The organism is Pseudomonas sp. ASL7, from assembly GCF_056680375.1.
In genome coordinates, this window is sequence record NZ_CM155279.1 from 2,297,728 (window position 1) to 2,320,107 (window position 22,380).

The window sequence follows — 22,380 nt, forward strand, 5'->3', positions numbered from 1 at the left end:
GCCGAGTTATTGCCCGAGAATTTTTAGAGCGACTCAGGAGCCAGAACAATAATGAAAATGAATTTTTGTCGTGTAATGCACTTGTTGGCACTACGTTTTCGCAATCAGGAGGCTATCGTCAACGTCGAACGCAATCGACGCTACACGTATGAAGAATATCACCTGCTGACCAACCGCATTGCCGACGTCTTGCGCACCGCGCTGGAGGTTGGCTATGGCGATAAATTCATGCTGATTCTGGAAAACGACAATCTCAGCCTGATGCTGCTTCCCACCGTCTTCAAGCAGGAAGGGACGGTGGTCATGTCCAATCTGCGTGATTCAATGGAGGAACACTCGCGCCAGGTGGAAATGGTAAAGCCGAAGGTTGTGTTCATCGAAACGCGCCTGCTCGACAGTTATTACGACATGTTGCGCAGTCATCAATGCGAGATCGTGTTGATGGATGCGCCAGCCGAGACTCAAACGCCGCGCCTTGGCGTGCACTGTTTCTGGGACATGATCGAAGCGGCCTCCGATCGCGATAACGACGTCGAGTTAGATACCAACACGCATATCTTCATGCTCCGCTTCACGGGCGGTACTACCGGCAAGAGCAAGTGCGCCATGTATTCGATCGAGAACCTGATGGCCTGCCGCGACGGTGGTTTCATCAATACCGATCTGGACTTCAGCAGTGCGACGCGTCTATTACATGTGTCACCTATTTCTCATGGCACCATGATGTCTCTGGTTCCCACCTTCTATGCGGGTGGAACCAACATCACGATGAACCAGCTGGATCTGGAGTATTGGCGGCAAGTGGTCGAAACCGAGCGAGTCACCCATTCGTTCCTGGTGCCAACCGTGCTGTATCGTCTGCTCGAACTGCAGCGTACCAACCCGCGCGACTTCTCGTCGTTGACCACACTGGTCTATGGCGCCGCCGCAATGAGTCCGGCCAAGCTCAGTGAGTTGGTTGATTGCTTTGGGCAGATTTTTGTCCAGGTATATGCCGCAACCGAAGCAGCAATGTTCATCTCGGTCCTGGACAAGGCAGATCACCATCCAGGCAATGAAGCGGCCATCAAACACTTGTCATCGGCTGGCCGCACCACGCCTGGGGTCGAAATTTTTGTCGCCGACGAAAATGGCAAACCATTGCCATTTGGTGAGACTGGCGAAATACGCATACGGTGTCGGGCCATTATCAAAGGCTATTACGACAATCCGGAAGCTACCGCAGCAGAGTTCGAAGATGGCGCGTGGAAGTCCGGTGACCTGGGGTATATCGATAAAGACGGCTATCTCTACATCGTCGACCGGATGAAAGACATGATCATCAGCGGTGGCTTCAATGTCTACGCGGTCGAAGTCGAAGCGGCGCTGGCGTCTCACCCTGCCGTGATGATGGCCGCCGTGGTCGGCATTCCACACTCTGAATGGGGTGAGGCCGTACATGCCGAAGTCATCCTGCGCACCGGCCAGACGGTCACGGCGGAAGAACTCATCGCGCATACCAAAGCCAGACTCGGCAGTTACAAGGCGCCAAAATCGTTGATATTTGTCGACGAATTGCCGACATCGGTCGTCGGGAAGGTGGTACGGCGCAACGTAAAGGACAAGTACTGGAAAGGCATGTGCAGGCAGATCAATTGATCTCGACCACACAAGTGCAAAGAGAACGCACTTATGTGCTTTCTCATAAATAGAGTTCCTTATGCCTGCGACAGTATTGCCACGCTGTCTCTTGTTCATTCTATTTTCTCCTTCAGCCATTGATCGCGGCCCTTAAAGCGTTAACGCCAAAGAGCGACCGAACACACAGAAAGTCCAACCAAATGGCTGGCTATACCCCGCGAACAACCTTGGACAGCGTCTTGGTTCAGCGCTGTTCTTCGAGCCTCAAAACAGTAACGTTGGTCGCATTAAAGGCGACTCCAGTCAGTAAAAGGAGCAAGTCAGATGACTCGCATACGCAAATGGTTACCGAGACTCGCCCTGGTGGCGACGTCGGTCATGGCGCTTTCGGCAACTGCCGGGGCCGCTGAAAAACCCAACATTCTGGTGATCTTCGGCGACGATATCGGTCAGACCAACATCAGTGCCTATTCGATGGGCGTGGTCGGCTATAAGACGCCCAACATCGACCGGATTGCCAAGGAAGGCATGCTGTTCACCGACTACTACGCGGAGAACAGTTGCACGGCAGGACGCTCATCCTTCATCACCGGCCAGTCACCGTTGCGTACCGGCTTGACAAAAGTGGGGTTGCCGGGCGTGCCGATAGGCCTGCAAAAGCGTGACATTACCATTGCCCAGGCGCTCAAGTCCCAGGGTTATGCGACCGGCCAGTTCGGCAAGAACCACTTGGGCGACAAGGATGAATACCTGCCGACCAACCACGGTTTCGATGAATTTTTCGGCAACTTGTACCACCTCAACGCAGAAGAAGAACCCGAGCGTCCATATTGGCCCAAGAATGATCCGGACTTCGTCAAGGCATTTTCCCCGCGCGGGGTGATTCATAGCTACGCCGACGGTAAGATCGAAGACACCGGCGCCCTCACCGCCAAGCGCATGGAAACCATCGACGACGAAACCACCGCCGCCGCGCAGGCGTTCATGGAGAAACAGGCCAAGGCCGACAAACCGTTTTTCGTCTGGATGAACACCACCCGAATGCACGCATTCACCCATGTGCGCGATTCGATGAAGGGCCAGAGCGGCATGCCCGGTAATGAGTATGCTGATGGCATGCTCGAACATGACAGCGATGTCGGCAAACTGCTTAAAACCCTCGACGACCTGAAAATCGCCGACAACACCATCGTCGTCTACACCACCGATAACGGCCCGAACCAGTTCACCTGGCCGGACGCGGCAACGACACCGTTCCGTAACGAAAAGAACTCCAACTGGGAAGGCGCTTACCGCGTACCCGCCTTGGTCCGCTGGCCGGGCAAGATCAAACCGGGTGAAGTGTCCAACGAAATGTTCTCCGGCCTGGACTGGTTCCCCACCTTGTTGGCCGCTGCCGGCGATACCGGTGTAAAGGACAAACTGCTCAAAGGCTGGGCGCCGGTTGCCGGTAATACCAGCTTCAAGGTGCACCTGGATGGCTACAATCAGTTGCCTTATCTGACGGGTCAGCAGCCAAAAGGCGAGCGTCACGAGTTTTTCTACTTCAACGACGATGGCATGCTGGTTGCCATGCGCTTCGGGGACTGGAAAGCGGTGTTCGCCGAACAGCGTGCCCCTGGTGGCTTTGAAGTCTGGAGCAACCCGTTCGTCCAACTGCGCGTACCGAAAATCTTCAACCTGCGCATGGACCCTTATGAACGTGCGGACGTAGTCTCCGATCAGTACTACGATTGGACGGCCAAGAACGTCTATCTCATCGGGATAGCGACCATGAAGGCTGCGAGGTTCCTCCAGACCTTCATTGAGTACCCGCCTAGCCAGAAACCGGCCAGTTTCAGCATTGATCAGATCCGTGCTGCGGTAGATGAAAAAATCGCTGAAAAAATGAAAGAGCAATCGAAGCAATAATGTCAGTCCGCCGCCCATTAAATAATGGGCGGCTCCCCCGTCTACGTCCTGTTGCGTTGACTGACCGAGCGCAATGGAAGCCGACACTCAGCGTGCCCTCCAAGCATTCAATATCACTACGACAAGTCAATTTCTGGCCTGACAGAACTCACCGGGCTTGGGTATTCACAGGGGGGATTTTCTCTATTCAACAATATCTGTATATTCGGATTATCGAATATACGAGCAGTGCCATGAGCCTCCTACCTTTCACTGTCTTCAAATGCCTGGGTGATGAAACCCGCGCCAGGATCATGCTGATGCTCTGTGCTCAAGGCGAGCTCTGCGTGTGTGAGCTGATCTGGTCGCTAGATGACAGTCAATCCAAGATTTCACGCCACCTGGCTCAGTTGCGCGCCTGCGGCCTGCTCGAAAATCGCCGTCAAAATCAATGGATTTACTACCGGCTGCACCCTGAACTTCCACAGTGGGTCTTCGACGTGCTCCAGGTGACACTCGACGCCAACCGTCACTGGTTGAGCCAGGATGAAAAGCGTCTTGATCAAATGGGTGACCGCCCTGAACGCGGGGCAGCCTGCTGCTAACGTAACAGCCAGTTCGATCAGGCCAGTCCTGCCCCTCCGAAGACAGCATACGAAAGAGAACAACGCCATGAGCATCAAAGTAGGTATTAACGGTTTCGGTCGTATTGGTCGTCTTGCCTTGCGCGCGGCCTGGCACTGGCCCGAGTTTGAGTTCGTGCAAATCAATGACCCTTCTGGCGACGCTATCACCCATGCGCACCTGGTCAATTTCGACTCGGTGCACGGCCGTTGGCACAACGAAGCCAGCGCCGATGGTGATGGCGTGGTCATTGACGGCCGACGCATTCGGGTGACGGCCAACAAATCCATTGCCGACACTGACTGGTCCGGCTGCGATCTGGTCATCGAAGCCAGTGGAAAAATGAAGACCGTTGGCGTGCTTCAGGCGTATCTGGAACAAGGTGTAAAGCGCGTGGTGGTCTGTGCACCGGTGAAGGAACAGGGTGCGCTGAACATCGTCATGGGCGTCAATCAGCACCTGTTCGATCCAGCTCGGCACCGAATTGTTACCGCCGCATCCTGCACCACCAATTGCCTGGCTCCCGTGGTCAAAGTAATCCACGAAAACCTGGGTATCCGCCATGGTTCGATCACCACGATCCACGACCTGACCAATACGCAAAGCATTCTCGATCAGCCGCACAAGGACCTGCGTCGTGCCCGTGCTTCGGGCATGAGCCTGATCCCGACCAGTACGGGGTCGGCGACAGCGATTGCTGAAATTTTCCCGGAGTTGCGTGGCCGCCTGAACGGCCATGCCGTGCGTGTACCGCTGGCCAATGCCTCGCTTACTGACTGCGTGTTCGAGGTAGAGCGTGAGACGTCGGTGGACGAGGTCAATGCCCTGCTCAAAGCTGCGGCCGCGGGCTCGTTGAAAAACATCCTCGGCTACGAGGAGCGTCCGTTGGTGTCGATCGACTACCGCACCGATCCGCGCTCCTCGATCATCGATGCGCTCTCGACCATGGTGGTGAACGGCACCCAAGTGAAGATCTACGCCTGGTACGACAATGAGTGGGGTTACGCCAACCGCGTTGTCGAACTGGCCAAGCTGGTTGGTTCGGCCGGTTAACAGGAGCGATCATGAAGGCGTTGTCAGCCCTTTCCCCGGAAATCCGGCAGTACCTGCTGGTCACCGGCAACTACTGGGCCTTCACCCTCACCGATGGCGCGCTGCGTATGTTGGTGGTGCTGCATTTCCACACATTGGGCTACTCGCCGCTGCAAATTGCCGCGCTGTTCCTGTTCTACGAGTTCTTCGGCGTCATCACAAACCTGGTGGGCGGCTACCTGGGAGCTCGCCTTGGCTTGAATCGCACGATGAACATCGGTCTCGGCCTCCAAGTGGCTGCCCTACTAATGCTCACCGTGCCTGCCACCTGGCTGACCATCCCTTGGGTGATGGGTGCTCAAGCGTTGTCTGGTATCGCCAAAGACCTCAACAAGATGAGCGCCAAGAGTTCGATCAAACTCCTGGTGCCCGACCAGCAGCAAGGCACGCTTTATCAGTGGATAGCCATCCTCACCGGCTCAAAAAACGCTCTCAAGGGTGTGGGTTTCTTCCTGGGCGGCGCCTTGCTGGCATGGCTGACGTTCAGAGGGGCCGTGCTCCTGATGGCAACGGTATTGGCGCTGATCTGGATGGCGAGCCTGTTTTTGCTGAAAAAGGATCTGGGCAAAGCCAAAGCCAAGCCGAAGTTTCGCGAGATGCTTTCCAAGAGCCGGGCAATCAACATCCTCTCGGCGGCGCGGCTATTTCTCTTTGGTGCTCGCGATGTGTGGTTTGTCGTTGCCTTGCCGGTGTACCTGAGTGAAGTATTGGGCTGGGATTTTTGGTGGGTGGGTGGGTTTCTGGCGGCCTGGGTTATTGGCTACGGCATCGTCCAGTCTCTCGCCCCGAACATCACCGGGAAGACGCGTAGCCACGTCCCGGATGGGCGAGCGGCCTTCGTTTGGGCGGCGTTGCTGGCCGGCCTGCCGGCCGCTATCGCCCTCGGTCTGTCGGCGGGCTGGCCTCCTCAGGCTGTACTCGTGACCGGGTTGACGGTGTTTGGTGCGCTGTTCGCGGTCAACTCATCCTTGCACAGCTACCTGATCGTCTCCTATGCCAAAGAGGACGGAGTATCGCTGGATGTTGGTTTCTACTATATGTCCAATGCACTCGGGCGGCTGCTTGGCACGGTGCTGTCCGGCTGGATTTACCAATCCTGGGGACTGGAGGCTTGCCTGTGGGTTTCTACGGCCTTTGTCATGCTGGCCGCGCTAATTTCTATCGCCTTGCCCAGGCACGCCGAAGCGATACCGTCGACATGAATCCCGGGGGGGCTATCGATATCGATCCATGCCGCTGGAGGCCGGCGGGTTTCCCGTTCGTCTATTCTACCGGCGAACCCCCGAATGAGATGCGCATCCGTAGGGCCACCACCTATGCTAAGCACACCCCCATGAGGCGTCATCTCTCATGCCTGAATCCCGTCCCCTTCAAATTCAGTACCACCAGGCTGCATGCTCCAACTGCAGCGTGTTGGAACTGTGCCTGCCGATCGGCTTGAGCATCCCGGAACAGGCAGGTCATTGATGTATCAGAACATAGCGCTGCTTGCCGCCTTCCTCCTTGCCTACAGCATATTTGCGGGGCGTTTTGAGTCACGCCTGCTCAATGGCCCGCTTATGTTCATGCTTGTCGGTCTGATTCTCGGCCCGGCATTTCTGGGCATTCTGCAACCCCGGATTGACAAGGATGGCCTCAAGCTCCTGGCTGAACTGACATTGGCAATTGTTCTGTTCAGCGATGCGGCGAACGCCGACCTCAAGGTCCTGCGGGCCAATGAAGGACTGCCGCTACGCTTGCTGATGATCGGGCTACCACTGACCATAGTGGGTGGGTGGCTAGTCGGCGTCTGGCTGTTCCCACAGGTTCCGCCGTTGGAATTGGCCATACTGGCAACCCTTCTGGCGCCCACCGATGCTGCGCTCGGTAAAGCTGTTGTCAGCAATAGCAAGGTTCCCGCACCCGTGCGTGAAGGGTTAAACGTTGAGAGCGGGTTGAATGACGGGATCTGCGTTCCAGTGTTGCTGATGTTTTTGGCATTGCTGGTCGAAGAGCAAACGCAGTCCCCTCTCTCACTGGCATCGGAGTTGGTTATCGAGGAACTGGGCATCGGTGCATGCATCGGTATCGCCCTTACGCTCATCGCCTGGCTGTTGCAGCGCTACTCCGGAAAACACCGTTGGCAAACGCCCATGTGGTCACAATTGACCCTGCCCGGGCTCGCCATTCTGTGCTTTGCCACCGCGCAAACACTAGGCGGTAGCGGGTTTATCGCCGCGTTCGTTGGTGGGTTGTTCGCAAGTTTTCTGTTTACCGAGCAAAAGCACCAGATGCTCAAGGCCAGCGATGAGTTCGCCAGCCTGTTATCAGTCATTACCTGGGTCATATTTGGCGCACTGGTGATCCCTTGGGCCTGGAGCAGTCTCACACTGAACATCTGGCTTTACTCGGTGCTCAGCCTGACCGTGATTCGCATACTGCCCGTGCTGATCAGTCTGGTGGGAACCCGCTTCGATTTCGAAACCCGCCTCTTCATCGGTTGGTTCGGCCCGCGAGGCCTGGCCAGCATTGTCTTCGCCGTCATGATACTGGCCTACCCTCTTCAAGCCAGTCGTACCTTGGTGGCCGCTGCTGTCTGTACCGTTTTACTCAGCGTGATATTGCATGGTCTGAGTGCCAATCCATGGGTTGCACGGCTGGCCAGTCGTGATCACTGATATTGGTCAGAAACACTACCGTTTGCGGGACCGACCAGATCAAGCCAATTCGGCCAGGTTCGCCAGGATTCGGTCAAAGTCTTCATGGCTGAACGCGGGAAGCACCAGAGGCTCTACATAGCCATCGCGGCGTGCGGTGAGCACATACTGCATCATTGCCTGATTGCTGGGCATCTCGAATACCTGGACAAAGTCGTACTCCCCAAGGGTTGCGTAAAACGCCAGAGAGCGCCCTCCTTGGCGGGCTACACGACTTTCACTCATTGCCCGCCGCGATGGGCTGTCATGGAGTTCGGCCAAGCCTTTGGGCGTGAGCTTCATCAGCGATATATAGCACTGCGAAACACCCTCAACGGTGAGCGGGTCCGAGCACTTCATAGCGTCTGACCATCGAGTCGAGCCAGTCCTTCCAGCACGGCGGCAGCATCAGTGAGTGCGCCGAAAATTCCGTTCTCCACGGTCACCATGTACAACGCGGCATCGTGGGCGTACTGGTCACCGCTGGCACACGCGTCAGCGATAGTCAGGCATTGGAAGTTGCGATCACACGCTTCTCGCAAGGTCGTATGCACACAGACGTCGGTTGTGCAGCCACTGAATAGCAAATGGGTAATGCCACGCGCACGCAGAATGTGCTCAAGCTCGGTGTAGGTGAAGGCACTGTTGCAGGTTTTGTCGACGATGATGTCATCGCCCCCCACATCCAGTTCGGCCACCAATTGAAAGCCCGGACTGGAGCGTAGTAACACGTCAGTACCTTCAAGCCCGGCCTGTCGCCGACGCCATCTTTCGTAGGGCGTCATGTCAGCCAGGTCGCCCCGGTAACCCTGCCGGGTGTGAATGACCTGTATTCCCACTGATCGGGCCTTTTGGATCAATTGGTTTACCGTGGGGAGAATTGCCCTTAAAGGCGTTGGATCGTATCCGCTTCGAGCGAAGTAGCCCGTGTTGGACAGAAAGTCCTCCTGAAGATCAATCACCAGCAATGCCGTTGCCGCAGGCACCAATTTGCCGTCGTAGGGATAATTGAAAGGCTGAGCAGTAATCATGGTTTCCTCCTGGGTTTCAAGTCAGCCTAGCAATCGGGTATCGTGAGTTAAAGCGATTAATCCAGCACATTATTGTTTTAATCAGCTAATCAATTGCTACCTGCGCAGAGCCTTTCAGTGACCAACAAACTGGCGTTTCTTCCTTACCTGCGAGCCTTCGAAGCGGTATCCAGGCTCGGCACGCTGCGCGGTGCCGCAGACGAACTCCATCTCAGCCCAAGCGCGATTTCATTGCAGCTAAAGAAACTGAGCAACATCACCGGCGTTCAGCTATTCGCGCGCACTGGCAGGAATGTGACACTGACTGAAACCGGGCATGAGTTTTATCAATCCGTGTCTGATGCATTAGGAACTTTGTCGGACCTGGTACGACTTGCGGTTGAGCGCGAAGGCGAGCCAAAGGAACGCTCACTGTCGGTATCACTTCCCCCCTCTATCGGCATCGCTTGGCTGACGGCCGCGATTGTCGAATTTGCGATCAGCCGCAATATGACCAACCTGTCGATTAATCAGGCGGTTACGTGTGCAGAAGTAGATTGGCATGCCAATGATATTGCAGTCGTCTACGACCAGCCGCCGTTCCCCGGCAGGCGCTGGGAGCGACTCAGTGAAGTCCGGCTCTGCGCGGTGTGCGCTCCCACCCTGCTCGGTCGAATGGATCTGTCCAGCCGAGATCGCAAGCTCCATGGCTTCGCGCTTTTGCACGAAGATGGCGGCGAGCAGTGGAGCCGATGGTCACTGGCTGCACGGGTAAAACTCGCCGACAACATCCGGGTAAAAGTACCCTCCGCTGCCCATGCGATAGCGGCAGCTGTCCAGGGAAAGGGAATTGCCTTGCTCTCCGATGTGGTCACGCAAGCTCACTTGGCCGAAGGCAGTCTGGTTCGGCCATTCGCAACGACGTTAGAGGCAACCAACGCTTACTTTCTCGTGTGGAAGGTAGAAAGCAGTGCCGCCGAACTTACGACAGCACTCGCCGACTATCTGCGGGGATACCTGAAAAGAAGCTAGAACAAGCGCTGGCATGGTTTCGCTCCCGCAGGTCCTCAGCCCTCAACCCATCAAGTGCGCCCTACAGAACCTGTGACCGGTAGATTCCCCAACAACTTGAGCCCTGTACTTTTCACGAAAGCGTCATAGTCCATCGGTTTCTCGATACGGGTTTCTGCGTTGGGCAATACATAAGCCCAGGCCCGCTTGGACGATGCGTCGTAAACCAACTTGAACAGGCGCGTCGGCACCCAGACCTTGTTGTCGCCAACGGTAGTGTGGCCTGGGTCAAAGAGCGGGCCGGTAAAGACAAAAACATTACCATCGGCTCGCTTGGCAAACTTCCGGACATCCGACTCGACCTTGCTCCAGATCTTCCGGTTGTTGGTTGGGTCTTGCGGCACCATGTTCGACAGCGCAAAGGATTGGGCCATTGCATTGGGGCTCGGTGCATCGGCTGCCGGGGATTGGTGACCACGGTCCACCGCCGGGTGTTGGCTACGGTAGTCGCTCAACTCTGCCCGCCCGCTCTTGGGGATGCGTGGGTCCGGATAGAACTGGTTGGTGCGCTCCTCGCCTTTTGCGTCCTGAAGCTGGGCTGCATTAAGACGCTCTACCACCACCAGCGGCGTCTTGCTGGTTTGCGAGTACAGCACCGCAAAGTTGTCGGAACACAGGGCCAAGGGTTTCATTGTTGCAGGCACTGTGGCCATGTTGATTGGATTGGCAGCCGGAAACAGATCAGCACAGCCGTCGAACGATGCCTGTTTCTGTTTGTTTGAATAGAGGTCCAGCGCCGCGTTCTGGCTGATCGAGCCCGAGCGTGATACTTGTTCCTGATGCTGGGTGGGTGGCTTTATAAGATCCAGCAGACTGCGGGCTTCTGCCCCGGTCGAGAGCAAAACAAGGGCCGACAGCCCAACTGCAATTTTGCGTAGGTACATGCTTTAAAATCTTCGAATTGGATTGAAGGGCAAACGTATAGCGAGTCCCGATTCACGGAACCAGGTGGAGGCAGTGGCTGGTTATAGTGCAGCGAGCATGTTTTCAATGTCCTTGTTCAAAATACCGATGCTGATCCGGTCGGCTCCGAGCAGCACGACCGCTGACGGTCGTGCGGGACTTATTGACCATTACAACTCAGATTAGTGCTGAGCAGCGTTTACATTCTGCGTAATGACAAGTGCCGCGTAAACGATGTGCACCCAACTTGCTCGCCCGAGAAACGATGTTATCGCTGCCAAAGGGCTAATGCCGATCAGTTAAGCAAATCAGCAGCAACACATACCCCGTAGCAGCTGGCGAAGCCTGCGTCCGGCTGCGCAGCAGTCGTAAAGCCAGACAATGCGGTGCGTCAGACTCACCGCGCCCTCAGGATTTACGACTGCTGCGCAGCCGGACGCAGGCTTCGCCAGCTGCTACGGATCGAGTTATGGCTTAACTGATCGGCATTACCCAAAGGGCTGTCTTTTTAATGGCTGTCAATGTGCGGGTAAAGGGGTGAAATGCACCAAACCGGCAGAGGTTCGCCGGTTTGGTGAAACGCCAGGCTTTTAGCCGATGAGCGTTGCGCCTGTCGTCAGGACAATTTTTCCAAAGTGCGTGCCGGAATCGATCAGCTCGTGCGCGCCACGAGCGTCGGTGAGCGCAAAGGTCCTGTAGATAACCGGCTTGATCTTGCCGCTCTCGATGTGCGGCCAAACCTGCTGCTCGAGTTCATTCATGATGGTCGCCTTTTCCGCGGATGTGCGCGATCGCAAGGTTGAGCCCATATGCGTCAGACGTTTCATCATCATCGGTACGACGTTGAGGTCCTTCGCCGGGCCCTTGATCACACCGACCTGAAGAATCCGACCGTCCATGGCAGCGACGTCATAGTTTTTCTGCACGTAGTCGCCGGCAATGATGTCGAGGATCACATCGACGCCTTTTCCATCGGTGGACTGCTTCGTTTCGGTGACGAAGTCGGCCTCGAGGTAATTAACCGCGATGTCCGCACCGAGCGCCAGGCTGGCCTCCTGATGCGCCTGCGAGCCGACTGTCGTGATGATTTTCGACGCGCCAAATGCCTTCGCCAGCATGATCGCCGTGGTACCGATACCCGACGCGCCGCCATGGACCAACACCGAATCACCAGCAACCAGCTTGCCGCGCTGGAAAACGTTCAGCCATACCGTCATAAACGTTTCGGGCATAGCCCCCGCTTCCAAGAGCGACAGGCCTTTAGGGATATGCATCGTGTTGCAGGCATCCGCGACTGCAAATTCTGCGTAACCACCGCCAGGAATCAACGCACACACCAGCTCACCGATCTGGAAGTTGGACACGTTGGAGCCAACGGCGACGACCTGACCTGAAACCTCCAGCCCTGGAATGTCCGTAACGCCAGCGGGTGGATCGTACAACCCTTTGCGCTGGAACACGTCCGGTCCGTTGACGGCCGCCGCGTGGATGCGGATCAACACCTGATCGGCGGTTGGCGTCGGCACCGAGCGCGTAGTCGGTACCAGGACTTCAGGGCCGCCGGGCTGTTGAATTTCAATGGCCGTCATGTGGGACGGTACGCGATAAGTTGGAACAGACATGGCTGTCACTCCTTTAAAAAATGATGCTCGATTGATCCGTGCGGATCAGTGAGCGAGGCCCCCAAGTCAGCGCAGTATAGGTATCGACACTGATGCTGGCGTGCAGCATTATCCCTGTCGTGAGATGCAAATATGCTTCAGCAGGAGGGCACGATGAATTGGGATGATGCGAGAGTGTTTCTAGCGGTGGAGCGTGAAAAAACGCTCCGTGGAGCGGGCCGAGCGCTCAATCTCGATCAGGCAACGGTCGGCAGGCGGATTGCGGCACTGGAGCATGCTCTACGTGCAACGCTCTTTCTGCGCACGTCTGAGGGTTACGCGTTGACCACCGCTGGTGAGGTCGCGCTGAGATCAGCGGAAAAAATGGAGCACTTCGCACACGAGCTCGTCAGGCAAACTCAAGGTACGGATACACGGCTTGCGGGGGACGTGCGCGTCACCAGTACCGACTTGATCGCGTTGGAGTTCCTGCTGCCCGCCATCGAACGACTGCATGCCTTGCATCCCGAAGTGCGCGTCCTGCTGGACACTTCGACACGCATGCTAAACCTGGCAAAGCGTGAAGCGGATATCGCGGTCCGGTCAGTCCGGCCGGACAACCCCGATCTTGTCGCGCGCCGCATTGCCCGGTGGCCCATGGCGCTTTTTGCATCGAGCGCTTATGTAGAGCGACACGGCAAGCCCGTCGTTGGCAGCGCATTCGCGGGCCACGATCTTGTCCTCTGGGCCGGTAATCGATCACCGACGCTTGCTGGCGAACCGATACACGCGGGGCGCGTCGTATCGACCTTCAATTCCAGCCTCATGCTACGTACTGCGGTGAAGGCCGGCATCGGCATCGGCGAGCTTCCAATACATCTGGCTGAACACGATGGCCTCGTGCAGATATGGCCGGAACCCGCACGAGGGACGGTCTATGAAGTCTGGCTCGTCACGCATCAAGACCTTCGGCACACCGCGCGCATCGCAGCCATGATTGATGGCATCGTCTGCGCGTTCGAAGATCACGCAACTCACACAAAATAGTCAGGCTCCAATCCGCAATGGAGCGATGAGTACAGTGGGGAAAGTTTCGACATAAAGTCCATCTCCAGCGCAGCCACCCAACGGGCTGACACTGTTACCTATGATCTAATCGAGTAACGTGGCTTAAATAGTTCGCCGATCTGCCTTAGTCAAAGACCGCTCCTCGTGCTGCGGACAGCGGATGTTATGGTATTCGGGCGTGTATCACGCACGGAGATGCCGCGGCGATCCTCTTCCGAAGGCTCATCACTTTTTCAATAAACGGAGTCACCTACATGGAAGTCATCAATCAGTTGCAACCCGCAGAGTGTGCGGGCATGGAGGACATCCGACGCGAAATCGATGCCCTCGAAAAACACTGAACTACGAAACGCCCGCTGAACGATTTAGCCAATCTGTTGCGTCGACCGGTTGAATCCACAGCCAATAGCAGACACTCGCGTAGTTCTAACTTATACCCCAAAGATGTGGCCGCAGAGACCGCAAAAAAAGGTTGAAGTGGCGCGGTATGGAGTGAGGTTCCCACGCTGCTAATCCACAACGAACAACTTCGCGCCGGTGGTGGTGAACGACCGGTGCCCTTCAGCATTATTGCCCACCTGATAGCTCATCCCGGCAGTGAGCGTGAATTGACGACCATCCTCCAGTTCAGTGTGCAACTGACCTTCCAGGCACAGCAGGATATGACCTCTCCAGCACCAATGATCGGCCAGATATCCGGGACTGTATTCAACCATCCGCACACGCGTCGAACCAAACTGGCAGGTTCGCCAATAGGCTGTGCCTGTTTGTCCGGGATGCTTTACAGGTTCGATAGTCGACCAGTCGGTAGTACCAAATGGGATAGCAGTGAGATCCATTGTTGCCTCATCGAAATACAGTGAATGCGGACCGTATCAACCTGGCCATGCTGCCGATAGACACAGATGGTCCGCATTTACGGAATACAGGGTTAAGTGTAAAACCCGAAGGCTAGTTGCCCCGCCCACCACCAAACGACCACTCCTCTGCCGCGGTGGTGGTAATCACCACCATGACATCCTCAGCGTCGATTCCTGGCGCCCGGCCCAGTCTGTCGACCCCAAACGTCAACATCGAGCATCTCGGCTCTCCAGAAAATAGAGTTTATTGGGCGATGCCCATGATCCGGTTACCCATCCGCACGCCCCACTCGCCCATGCGCCGGCCTTCGTCGAGCTGTTGGTGCTGCCAGGCGTGCAGCGCGGTGTCCAAGTCGGTTTTTTTGTCGAGGGCCTGGGCCAGCGCCAGGGCATTGGCCGCTGCCTTGGCCGTGCTGCCGGCGGTGTGCGGGCGCGGTACGAAAGCGGCGTCGCCGGTCAGCAGCACGCGGCCGAACACCATGCGCGGCACGCTGAAATCGAGGATCGCCTGGACGAAAATATCGTCGGTCTGACGAATCAGCTCGCGAAAGGCCGGATTGGCCAAGGCTTCACCCTTGGCGCGAATCCACGCCTCTTGCTCTGCCGCCAGGGCACCCGGTGGAATGGAGTGACTGCGCCGATGACCGTCGCGGTCGGTCAGCACCTTGTCCAGCGGCAGGCCACGCTCCGCTTTCAGGTACCAGAGCCAGTTGAAGCGACGTTCACCGGGGGTTACCGACCCGTCGATTCCCGGCACCATGTATTCCAGCATCATCGACTCGGGATCCTGCTGGAACACAAAATCCTCGTAGATCTGCGCCTTGGCGAACTCGGGCAGTCGCAGTTCATCGACCAGACCGCGCCAGACCACATAGCCCGAATACGACGGCTCCATTCCCGGCAGCAGCAAGCTGCGGACGGTCGAACCGGCGCCGTCAGCACCGATCAACAAGTCGCCCTCGGCGCTGCTGCCATCTTCGAACCGAGCAGTTACCCGGCCATTGTGCTGGGTGAAACTGACCAGCTTCATGCCTCGGTGGTAGTGCTCGGCCGGAAACTCGGCAAGCAGCGTATTGTAGAGGGTGTTCCAGGAGGTCTGGGTCTGCGGCATCTGTTGTTGACTGACCACCGCGCCCAAGCGATCGAGGTAGAGTCGGTCATGGGAGCGCACGCCCAATGCCTTGGCCGGTTTGATCCCGGTAAAGCGCAAGTGCTGGAGAACGTCCGGTTGCAGCACGATGCCACCGCCGCGGCTGTCCATCGCCGCGGGGGAGCGCTCGTACACCTCGACCTGCCAACCGATGGCCCGCAACGCCGTGGCTGCGAACAAACCGCCGAGGGAGCCGCCGATCACCAGGGCCTTGGGTGCGTTTGCAAGGCTCATGAACGCTCTCCCGCGAGCAGGCTGTGGCTAATCACGTCCACCGGTTGGGCGCCACTGATGGCGTCTGTACCAATCCGCAAGTCGGGTACCGAACGCACACCATTGGCTTTGGCCGCTGCTTCCAAAGCCAGGACCTCGGCGAGGCCTTCACTGGACTTCAGAAAGCTGAGAGTCAGGGCTCGGTCGAGGTCGTTTTCGCCCGCGATGTCGGCCAACACTTCAACGTCTCCGATGTCACGCCCTTCGGCGAAATAGGCCCTGAAAATCGCCTTCACCAGTCCGGACGCATCTGTGTCGGACTGCTGTTGACGCCAGATCAACCGGTGCGCAGCGAGTGTGTTTGGGGTTCTCTCAGTGCGCTCGTAGTCAAAGACGAGGCCCACCGCGCGGCCAGCCTGGGTGACCTGTGCATCCAGGGCCTGACTACGCGCCCAGTTACCGAACTTTTCCGAGCGATAGGCCTTGCGGTCCATCCCTTGCACCGGCATGTTCGGGTTCAGCTGATAAGGAACATAGGTGATGCGACGAGTGCCTGACAGGCCAGTAGCTGCCATGGCGCGAACCAGGTTTTCACCGCCGATCCAGCACCAGGGGCAGATAAAATCATAGGTCACTTGAATGTCAGCAAGGGATGATTGGCGTTTCATGGTGGTCTCCGTTGAAGGTGTTCAGGCCTTCACGTTAGGCCTGCACGCTTGTTCAGAGAATCCACCGGCGGCGCAACGTTGCATTGCGTTGCGGGCAACGATCAGCGACTCGGTGCGAGTATCTCATCCAGAAAATCGATAAAGGCATTGACCCGTTTCGAGCCGCGATGATTGGGCAGGTACAACGCGGAAATCGCCGAGCTGGCGTTATTTGGATTGACGACCCAGTGTTCGAATAACGCGGTCAACCGGCCACTGCTTACGTCCTCATGGACCAGCCAGTCGGGCAACAGCGCCACCCCGCCTGCCTCCAGCGCCACTTCCCGCAATACCTCGGCATTGTTGCTCTTGAAACGTCCATCGACCGGCACCCGGCGTTCCTCTTTTCCCTTGAGAAACGTCCAGAGCTGTTGCTTCGGGCCATAACTAAAGCGCAGGCACTCATGCTGCAATAGGTCTATCGGCTGCTCGGGAAATCCACGTTCATGCAGGTAAGACGGGCTGGCGACCACACGCCGGCGAAATTCGCCGACCGGCCGGCTAACGACGCCATCCATGGCCGCCGCCGAGCCCAGGCGAATCGACAAGTCGATGCGCTCGCCCAGCAGATCGACAATGTCGTCGGTCAGGGTCATGTCGAGCCCCAGCTTCGGGTAGCGCTTGAGCAACACGCCAATATGCGGCGCAATCAGCCGACGGCCGAACGCCACTGGCACGGAGATGCGCAATTGCCCGGCAGGCGCCTCGCCACGGTCGGTGACTGACGCATCGGCATCGGCCATAGCCTCGAGAATTTCCCGGGCTTTCAGGTAATATGCCGCGCCGGCATCGGTCACCGTGACCTGTCGGGTGGAGCGATTGAGCAGCACCGCACCCAGCTCGGTCTCCAGTCCATCGAGCATTCTTGTCACGGTGGACGTCGCTAACCCAAGCTGTCGCGCGGCCGCGGAAAAGCCTTTGGCGTCCACGGTCTGGACGAACATGTGCAGGGCGAGCAACTTGTCCAATTGAGCCTCCTTGAAAATTGACGGGCTAAAAAACTCGTCGCCCAGCGTAACGCTCTCTGTCTGGCAAACCAAAGGTTCAGTGGTTCGAGTAGCGTGAGCAGATTGAACACCGGCTAAAGGCGCTGATGGGCGAGCGGATCACTCGCAAGCCACGCTCAATGAAGTGGCAAGGCAGCTAAATAGCCGCCCTCGGAAAACACTAAACTACGAAACGCCCACTGAACGATTTAGCCAATCTGTTGCATCGACCGGTTGAATCCACAGCCAAAAGCAGTCATTCCCGTGTTGAAACTCCATTGCTACTGGCGCGCCCTCCCCCCTGGCTGCATGAGCTTTCATTCATCAGGCTTCGCAAAAGTCTCTTGCAACGAAGGACGGCTTTCCATACGCCAAAAAAGAAAGTAATGTGAATATATCTACACAATAAATAGCTAACTCTACATGAAAAATTGGCTAACGCTTATTCTTGGCTTACCCACTGCCAATGCCACCGAGCGCATGCGAGCCTGGCGTGCCTTGAAAGCTTGCGGCGCGGCAGTCTTGCGCGACGGTGCCTACCTGTTGCCTGATACCCCCGTCTGCCGTGAAGCACTGGCGTCTGTTGAGCGCGACATCTTGGCCATCAATGGCACTGCTTATATCCTGCCCGTCGTCGATCCTGACGGTGAGCGCTTTGTCGAGTTGTTTGACCGTAGCGATGACTACAGCAAACTACGCGCAGAGATCGAAGAATGCCGTGGGCAGCTCAATCCAGAAAACGCATTGGCCACCACCAGACAAGTTCGCAAGCTACGCAAAACCTACGAACAACTCACCCACATCGATTATTTCCCGGGTCAGCCGAAGCAGCAGGTTGACGCAGTCTTGCAGGAGCTTGAGACGGCTATCAGCAGGGCGTTGTCAGCTGATGAACCCCGTAGCCGCGACCTGCCTATAACGGCACTCGACCGTGGCGACTATCAAGGCCGTACCTGGGCAACCCGCAAACGTCCCTGGGTCGACCGACTGGCGTGTGCTTGGCTGATTCGGCGCTTCATTGATCCACAGGCTCGGATCATCTGGCTCGATAGCCCACAGGACTGTCCCGCCGATGCACTGGGTTTCGACTTCGATGACGCGACGTTCAGTCATGTCGGCAATCGCGTGACCTTCGAAACCCTGCAAGCCAGCTTTGAACTTCAAGCGCCAGGCCTGAACCGCATCGCGGCCTTGGTGCACTACCTCGATATCGGAGGCATTCAGCCCGTGGAGGCTGCCGGTATCGAGCGCGTGCTGGCAGGGCTGCGCGAAACCATTACCCACGACGACCAATTGCTGGCGGCTGCGAGCGCCATTTTCAACGGCCTGCTCGCCGGGTTTGTGAAAGAGGAACAACCCCATGAGTAAGGTTTCGGCCTCAAAGGTTGAGGAGGATCTATCGATGCCGGTGGCGATCAGCTTGCGTGAAGCGTTCTGGTTCTGGCTGAAGCTCGGCTTTATCAGTTTCGGCGGGCCAGCGGGACAGATTTCGATCATGCACCAGGAGTTGGTAGAACGGCGACGCTGGATATCCGAGCGCAGATTCCTGCATGCCTTCAACTACTGCATGCTGCTTCCAGGGCCGGAGGCTCAGCAGCTGGCGACCTACATCGGCTGGCTGATGCACCGAACCCGGGGCGGCGTGATCGCGGGCGTGTTGTTTGTGCTGCCGTCGCTGTTCATCCTGATCGCGCTGTCCTGGATGTACATCGCCTTCGGCGAAGTACCGGCAGTGGCCGGGCTTTTCTATGGTATCAAGCCCGCCGTGACGGCCATCGTCGTGCAAGCGGCCCATCGAATCGGCTCGCGCGCGCTGAAGAACAACTGGTTGTGGGCGATGGCGGCGGCGTCGTTCACCGCGATCTTCGTGTTCAATGTGCCGTTCCCGCTGATCGTGCTGGGCGCCGCGTTAATCGGTTATGCAGGAGGCCGCCTGGCTCCCGAGAAATTCAGGACCGGAGGTCACAGCGCTACCAAAAAATCCTATGGCCCAGCCTTGATCGATGACGACACCCCGTCCCCTGACCATGCCCGATTCAGCTGGGCAAAACTGGCGCTGCTGGTACTCGTCGGCTTGGCGCTGTGGGTTTTGCCAATGGGGATCTTGACCACGCTCTTTGGCTGGGAGGGCACCTTGACCCAAATGGGCTGGTTCTTTACCAAGGCGGCGCTGCTGACGTTTGGCGGCGCCTATGCCGTGCTTCCCTACGTCTACCAAGGCGCAGTAGGTCACTATGGCTGGCTCACACCGACACAAATGATCGATGGCTTGGCACTGGGGGAAACCACGCCAGGGCCGCTGATCATGGTCGTGGCCTTTGTTGGTTTCATCGGTGCCTATGTGTTGCAAGTGTTCGGCGCCGATCATGTATTTCTCGCCGGAGCCGTCGCGGCCACTCTGGTGACCTGGTTCACCTTCCTGCCCTCGTTCCTGTTCATCCTCGTCGGCGGTCCGCTGGTGGAGGCGACTCACAACGAACTCAAGTTCACCGCACCGCTTACCGGGATTACTGCGGCGGTCGTTGGGGTCATTCTCAATCTGGCGGTGTTCTTCGGCTATCACGTGCTGTGGCCCAAAGGGTTCAGCGGCACCCTCGACTGGCCCTCTGCACTGATCGCCATTGCCGCCGCGATTGCCTTGTTTCGCTTCAAGCGTGGCGTCATTCAAGTACTGATGGCCTGCGCGCTCACTGGTTTGGCAGTGCATCTGCTGCGCTAGAACGCGTGAGTGGGTAAACCGTTCTCTGGCAGGCATCGGGCCTGCCGGATGACCCAGCGCACCGGCATGATCCCCCCTGCATCTCTTCAGACCCGGCACCCACACGGCACTCTGCGGCGCCAGCCGTACTTGAGCAGGGCCTTTACAAGATCTTTATGCGCTTGCCCCCCATCCTGTTAACAACTTACCAAACATCCAACTAGGCTCCCCTCATCACCGGAGGAAATGCCATGGACTTCATCTATTTGGTACTTGGTGCTCTGTTTTTCATCATCCTGGTTGGCCTGGCGCGCGGCTGTGCGGCGCTCGACAGGAGACGGTCATGACAGGCTTTTATCTGTTCGGCGGCATCATTGCTGTCGGGTTGCTGGTTTACCTGATCGCCGCGCTGCTGTTTCCGGAGGACTTCCTATGACGACTCAAGCCTGGATCCTCCTTGGGATCTTTCTGCTGGCGCTGGGTCTGTTGGCCTGGCCGCTTGGGCGTTGGCTGACCATCGTGATGGAGGGCCGGTTTGCCTTCGGCTCGCGCATCGAGTCGCCGCTGTATCGCCTGGCCGGCGTCAAACCTGAAACGCAAATGGGTTGGCTTCAGTACGCCTTGGCCCTGATCCTGTTCAACGCACTAGGGTTACTGGCCGTCTACGCATTACAACGGCTGCAAGGTGTCCTGCCCTTCAACCCTCAGGGATTTCCCGCCGTTACGCCGGACTCTTCGTTCAATACCGCCGCCAGTTTCGTCACCAATACTGACTGGCAAGCTTATAGCGGCGAATCGACGATGAGTTACCTGACCCAGATGCTCGCGCTGACGGTGCAGAACTTCTTCTCGGCCGCGACCGGGATTGTGGTGGCCGTCGCCCTGATTCGTGGGTTCGCGCGCCACAGTGCAACCAGTATTGGCAATGCCTGGACGGACCTCACCCGCATCACACTGTGGGTGTTGCTGCCGCTGTCGCTGATCTTCGCGCTGTTTTTTGTCAGCCAAGGGGCGATCCAGAATCTTGACCCTTACAAGGACGTCACGACGATGGAGGTCATGCAGTATCAGGCCCCGGTGCTCAATGATGCCGGTCAGCCCAAGCTCGATGCCCAGGGCAGTCCGGTCACCGTGGCCGCCAGCACCGACAAGCAAACCATCGCCATGGGCCCCGTTGCCTCACAAGAGGCGATCAAGATGCTCGGCACCAATGGCGGCGGCTTCTTCAATGCCAACTCGGCACACCCTTATGAAAACCCGACCGCACTGACGAACTTCTTCCAACTGATCGCGATCTTCCTGATCCCGACCGCGCTCTGTTTCGTCTTTGGCCACATCGTGGGTGACATCCGCCAAGGCTGGGCGCTGTTGGCGGCGATGACGATCATCTTTGTGATCGCGGTGGTGACCGTCACCCATTACGAACAACTGGGTAACCCGCAGTTTTCCGCGATGGGGATAGATACGGCGGCGGGCAACATGGAGGGCAAGGAACTGCGCTTCGGCATCAGCGCTTCCAGCCTGTTCGCCGCGGTGACCACCGCCGCTTCCTGCGGTGCGGTCAACGCCATGCACGACTCGTTCACTCCATTGGGCGGCGCAGTGCCGCTGGTGCTGATGCAGCTGGGTGAAGTGGTGTTCGGCGGCACCGGCTCGGGTCTGTACGGCATGCTGATATTCGCGATCCTCGCGGTGTTTATCGCCGGTTTGATGATCGGCCGGACTCCTGAATACCTGGGCAAAAAAATCGAAGCCTACGAGATGAAGATGGTCGCCATCGCGATTCTGGCCACGCCGTTGCTGGTGCTGTTCGGCACCGCCATCGCGGTCATGGCCGACGCCGGCAGGCTGGGCATCGCCAACCCCGGCGCCCATGGCTTCTCGGAAATCCTCTACGCCTTCACCTCGGTAGCCAACAACAATGGCAGCGCCTTCGCCGGGCTGTCCGCCAACACCCCGTTCTACAACATCATGCTGGCTATCGGCTGCTGGTTCGGTCGCTTCGGCGTGATCGTCCCCGTGCTTGCCGTCGCCGGCAGCCTGGCCGGGAAAAAACGCCTGGCGGTCACCGGCGGCACGATGCCCACCCACGGGATGCTGTTCGTGGTGCTGCTGATCGGGACGGTGTTGCTGGTCGGGTTGCTTAACTACGTGCCGGCGCTCGCGCTGGGCCCCGTCGTCGAACACCTCATATTGATCAAGTGAGACCACG

Annotated in this window: 20 protein-coding genes and 3 pseudogenes; 14 read left to right on the forward strand and 9 right to left on the reverse strand. The window is 57.5% G+C overall.

The features are described 5' to 3' along the window. Nucleotides 1-51: 51 nt before the first annotated feature. The 7 genes and pseudogenes from AC1MDT_RS10450 (at nt 52) to AC1MDT_RS10480 (ending at nt 7,883) form a co-directional block, all read left to right on the forward strand. A complete protein-coding gene (locus tag AC1MDT_RS10450; protein ID WP_480421946.1) occupies nt 52-1,638 on the forward strand; it encodes a class I adenylate-forming enzyme family protein in 1,587 nt (528 codons plus the stop codon). Between the two features lie 306 nt (nt 1,639-1,944). Next, the gene (locus tag AC1MDT_RS10455; RefSeq protein ID WP_480421947.1) at nt 1,945-3,531 is read left to right on the forward strand and encodes an arylsulfatase; all 1,587 of its coding nucleotides are present in this window, start codon (nt 1,945-1,947) and stop codon (nt 3,529-3,531) included. 233 nt (nt 3,532-3,764) lie between these two features. Continuing rightward, nucleotides 3,765-4,115 carry a metalloregulator ArsR/SmtB family transcription factor gene (locus AC1MDT_RS10460; RefSeq protein ID WP_480421948.1) on the forward strand — a complete coding sequence of 117 codons (351 nt, stop codon included), beginning with the start codon at nt 3,765-3,767 and terminating at the stop codon, nt 4,113-4,115. A 67-nt stretch (nt 4,116-4,182) separates the two neighbouring features. Next, the gene (locus tag AC1MDT_RS10465; RefSeq protein ID WP_480421949.1) at nt 4,183-5,187 is read left to right on the forward strand and encodes an ArsJ-associated glyceraldehyde-3-phosphate dehydrogenase; all 1,005 of its coding nucleotides are present in this window, start codon (nt 4,183-4,185) and stop codon (nt 5,185-5,187) included. Nucleotides 5,188-5,198: 11 nt separating this feature from the next. Further along, nucleotides 5,199-6,428, forward strand: a complete 1,230-nt coding sequence (gene arsJ, locus AC1MDT_RS10470; protein WP_480421950.1) for an organoarsenical effux MFS transporter ArsJ — start codon at nt 5,199-5,201, stop codon at nt 6,426-6,428. A 148-nt stretch (nt 6,429-6,576) separates the two neighbouring features. Next, nucleotides 6,577-6,678: pseudogene (locus tag AC1MDT_RS10475) on the forward strand (Crp/Fnr family transcriptional regulator); the annotation flags it as partial. Nucleotides 6,679-6,692: 14 nt separating this feature from the next. Continuing rightward, complete coding sequence (locus AC1MDT_RS10480; RefSeq protein ID WP_480421951.1) at nt 6,693-7,883, forward strand: cation:proton antiporter; 1,191 nt, start codon at nt 6,693-6,695, stop codon at nt 7,881-7,883. 39 nt (nt 7,884-7,922) lie between these two features. Here the strand turns inward: AC1MDT_RS10480 and AC1MDT_RS10485 are convergent, their stop codons facing one another. Beyond that, entirely contained in the window at nt 7,923-8,261 is a 339-nt protein-coding gene (locus AC1MDT_RS10485; RefSeq protein ID WP_480421952.1) for a GYD domain-containing protein, read from the reverse strand. Continuing rightward, entirely contained in the window at nt 8,258-8,932 is a 675-nt protein-coding gene (locus AC1MDT_RS10490) for a cysteine hydrolase family protein (RefSeq protein ID WP_480421953.1), read from the reverse strand. The genes AC1MDT_RS10485 and AC1MDT_RS10490 overlap by 4 nt, the downstream gene beginning before the upstream one ends. Nucleotides 8,933-9,049: 117 nt before the next feature. On the opposite strand from AC1MDT_RS10490, the gene AC1MDT_RS10495 reads away from it, so the two are divergent. Further along, complete coding sequence (locus tag AC1MDT_RS10495; protein WP_480421954.1) at nt 9,050-9,943, forward strand: LysR substrate-binding domain-containing protein; 894 nt, start codon at nt 9,050-9,052, stop codon at nt 9,941-9,943. Between the two features lie 50 nt (nt 9,944-9,993). Here the strand turns inward: AC1MDT_RS10495 and AC1MDT_RS10500 are convergent, their stop codons facing one another. Both AC1MDT_RS10500 and AC1MDT_RS10505 read right to left on the reverse strand, forming a co-directional pair. Further along, nucleotides 9,994-10,866, reverse strand: a complete 873-nt coding sequence (locus AC1MDT_RS10500) for a DNA/RNA non-specific endonuclease (RefSeq protein ID WP_480421955.1) — start codon at nt 10,864-10,866, stop codon at nt 9,994-9,996. Between the two features lie 609 nt (nt 10,867-11,475). After that, nucleotides 11,476-12,474 carry an NAD(P)H-quinone oxidoreductase gene (locus AC1MDT_RS10505; RefSeq protein WP_480421956.1) on the reverse strand — a complete coding sequence of 333 codons (999 nt, stop codon included), beginning with the start codon at nt 12,472-12,474 and terminating at the stop codon, nt 11,476-11,478. A gap of 186 nt (nt 12,475-12,660) precedes the next feature. On the opposite strand from AC1MDT_RS10505, the gene AC1MDT_RS10510 reads away from it, so the two are divergent. After that, the gene (locus tag AC1MDT_RS10510) at nt 12,661-13,533 is read left to right on the forward strand and encodes a LysR family transcriptional regulator (protein WP_480421957.1); all 873 of its coding nucleotides are present in this window, start codon (nt 12,661-12,663) and stop codon (nt 13,531-13,533) included. A 275-nt stretch (nt 13,534-13,808) separates the two neighbouring features. Further along, nucleotides 13,809-13,889, forward strand: a pseudogene (locus tag AC1MDT_RS10515) (isochorismate-pyruvate lyase); the annotation flags it as partial. Between the two features lie 174 nt (nt 13,890-14,063). Here the strand turns inward: AC1MDT_RS10515 and AC1MDT_RS10520 are convergent. The 5 genes and pseudogenes from AC1MDT_RS10520 to AC1MDT_RS10540 all read right to left on the reverse strand — a co-directional run bounded on the left by AC1MDT_RS10520 (nt 14,064) and on the right by AC1MDT_RS10540 (nt 17,452). Then, nucleotides 14,064-14,393, reverse strand: a complete 330-nt coding sequence (locus tag AC1MDT_RS10520; protein WP_480421958.1) for a DHCW motif cupin fold protein — start codon at nt 14,391-14,393, stop codon at nt 14,064-14,066. A 112-nt stretch (nt 14,394-14,505) separates the two neighbouring features. Further along, a pseudogene (locus AC1MDT_RS10525) lies at nt 14,506-14,613 on the reverse strand (tautomerase family protein); the annotation flags it as partial. Between the two features lie 45 nt (nt 14,614-14,658). Beyond that, the gene (locus AC1MDT_RS10530; RefSeq protein ID WP_480421959.1) at nt 14,659-15,798 is read right to left on the reverse strand and encodes an FAD binding domain-containing protein; all 1,140 of its coding nucleotides are present in this window, start codon (nt 15,796-15,798) and stop codon (nt 14,659-14,661) included. Further along, nucleotides 15,795-16,445: a DsbA family oxidoreductase gene (locus AC1MDT_RS10535; RefSeq protein WP_480421960.1), complete on the reverse strand. Its 651-nt coding sequence runs from the start codon at nt 16,443-16,445 to the stop codon at nt 15,795-15,797. The genes AC1MDT_RS10530 and AC1MDT_RS10535 overlap by 4 nt, the downstream gene beginning before the upstream one ends. A gap of 101 nt (nt 16,446-16,546) precedes the next feature. Then, nucleotides 16,547-17,452: a LysR family transcriptional regulator gene (locus tag AC1MDT_RS10540; protein ID WP_480421961.1), complete on the reverse strand. Its 906-nt coding sequence runs from the start codon at nt 17,450-17,452 to the stop codon at nt 16,547-16,549. A 441-nt stretch (nt 17,453-17,893) separates the two neighbouring features. Here AC1MDT_RS10540 and AC1MDT_RS10545 point away from each other — a divergent pair, with 441 nt between their 5' ends. From AC1MDT_RS10545 to kdpA, 4 genes are all read left to right on the forward strand, one after another. Further along, nucleotides 17,894-18,838, forward strand: a complete 945-nt coding sequence (locus tag AC1MDT_RS10545) for a chromate resistance protein ChrB domain-containing protein (RefSeq protein WP_480421962.1) — start codon at nt 17,894-17,896, stop codon at nt 18,836-18,838. Beyond that, nucleotides 18,831-20,189 carry a chromate efflux transporter gene (gene chrA, locus AC1MDT_RS10550; RefSeq protein ID WP_480421963.1) on the forward strand — a complete coding sequence of 453 codons (1,359 nt, stop codon included), beginning with the start codon at nt 18,831-18,833 and terminating at the stop codon, nt 20,187-20,189. The genes AC1MDT_RS10545 and chrA overlap by 8 nt, the downstream gene beginning before the upstream one ends. Before the next feature lie 322 nt (nt 20,190-20,511). Continuing rightward, nucleotides 20,512-20,604 carry a K(+)-transporting ATPase subunit F gene (gene kdpF, locus AC1MDT_RS10555; protein ID WP_480421964.1) on the forward strand — a complete coding sequence of 31 codons (93 nt, stop codon included), beginning with the start codon at nt 20,512-20,514 and terminating at the stop codon, nt 20,602-20,604. Continuing rightward, entirely contained in the window at nt 20,601-22,373 is a 1,773-nt protein-coding gene (gene kdpA, locus AC1MDT_RS10560; RefSeq protein WP_480421965.1) for a potassium-transporting ATPase subunit KdpA, read from the forward strand. The genes kdpF and kdpA overlap by 4 nt, the downstream gene beginning before the upstream one ends. The last annotated feature ends 7 nt before the right edge of the window (nt 22,374-22,380 follow it).

Coding starts and splice junctions, on each gene's coding strand:
- AC1MDT_RS10545 (WP_480421962.1), top strand. CDS start 17,894: ATGAAAAATTGGCTAACGCTTATTCTTGGCTTACCCACTGCCAATGCC.
- AC1MDT_RS10450 (WP_480421946.1), top strand. CDS start 52: ATGAAAATGAATTTTTGTCGTGTAATGCACTTGTTGGCACTACGTTTT.
- arsJ (WP_480421950.1), top strand. CDS start 5,199: ATGAAGGCGTTGTCAGCCCTTTCCCCGGAAATCCGGCAGTACCTGCTG.
- AC1MDT_RS10460 (WP_480421948.1), top strand. CDS start 3,765: ATGAGCCTCCTACCTTTCACTGTCTTCAAATGCCTGGGTGATGAAACC.
- AC1MDT_RS10530 (WP_480421959.1), bottom strand. CDS start 15,798: ATGAGCCTTGCAAACGCACCCAAGGCCCTGGTGATCGGCGGCTCCCTC.
- chrA (WP_480421963.1), top strand. CDS start 18,831: ATGAGTAAGGTTTCGGCCTCAAAGGTTGAGGAGGATCTATCGATGCCG.
- AC1MDT_RS10490 (WP_480421953.1), bottom strand. CDS start 8,932: ATGATTACTGCTCAGCCTTTCAATTATCCCTACGACGGCAAATTGGTG.
- AC1MDT_RS10485 (WP_480421952.1), bottom strand. CDS start 8,261: ATGAAGTGCTCGGACCCGCTCACCGTTGAGGGTGTTTCGCAGTGCTAT.
- AC1MDT_RS10535 (WP_480421960.1), bottom strand. CDS start 16,445: ATGAAACGCCAATCATCCCTTGCTGACATTCAAGTGACCTATGATTTT.
- kdpA (WP_480421965.1), top strand. CDS start 20,601: ATGACGACTCAAGCCTGGATCCTCCTTGGGATCTTTCTGCTGGCGCTG.
- AC1MDT_RS10510 (WP_480421957.1), top strand. CDS start 12,661: ATGAATTGGGATGATGCGAGAGTGTTTCTAGCGGTGGAGCGTGAAAAA.
- AC1MDT_RS10465 (WP_480421949.1), top strand. CDS start 4,183: ATGAGCATCAAAGTAGGTATTAACGGTTTCGGTCGTATTGGTCGTCTT.
- kdpF (WP_480421964.1), top strand. CDS start 20,512: ATGACAGGCTTTTATCTGTTCGGCGGCATCATTGCTGTCGGGTTGCTG.
- AC1MDT_RS10480 (WP_480421951.1), top strand. CDS start 6,693: ATGTATCAGAACATAGCGCTGCTTGCCGCCTTCCTCCTTGCCTACAGC.
- AC1MDT_RS10500 (WP_480421955.1), bottom strand. CDS start 10,866: ATGTACCTACGCAAAATTGCAGTTGGGCTGTCGGCCCTTGTTTTGCTC.
- AC1MDT_RS10520 (WP_480421958.1), bottom strand. CDS start 14,393: ATGGATCTCACTGCTATCCCATTTGGTACTACCGACTGGTCGACTATC.
- AC1MDT_RS10505 (WP_480421956.1), bottom strand. CDS start 12,474: ATGACGGCCATTGAAATTCAACAGCCCGGCGGCCCTGAAGTCCTGGTA.
- AC1MDT_RS10455 (WP_480421947.1), top strand. CDS start 1,945: ATGACTCGCATACGCAAATGGTTACCGAGACTCGCCCTGGTGGCGACG.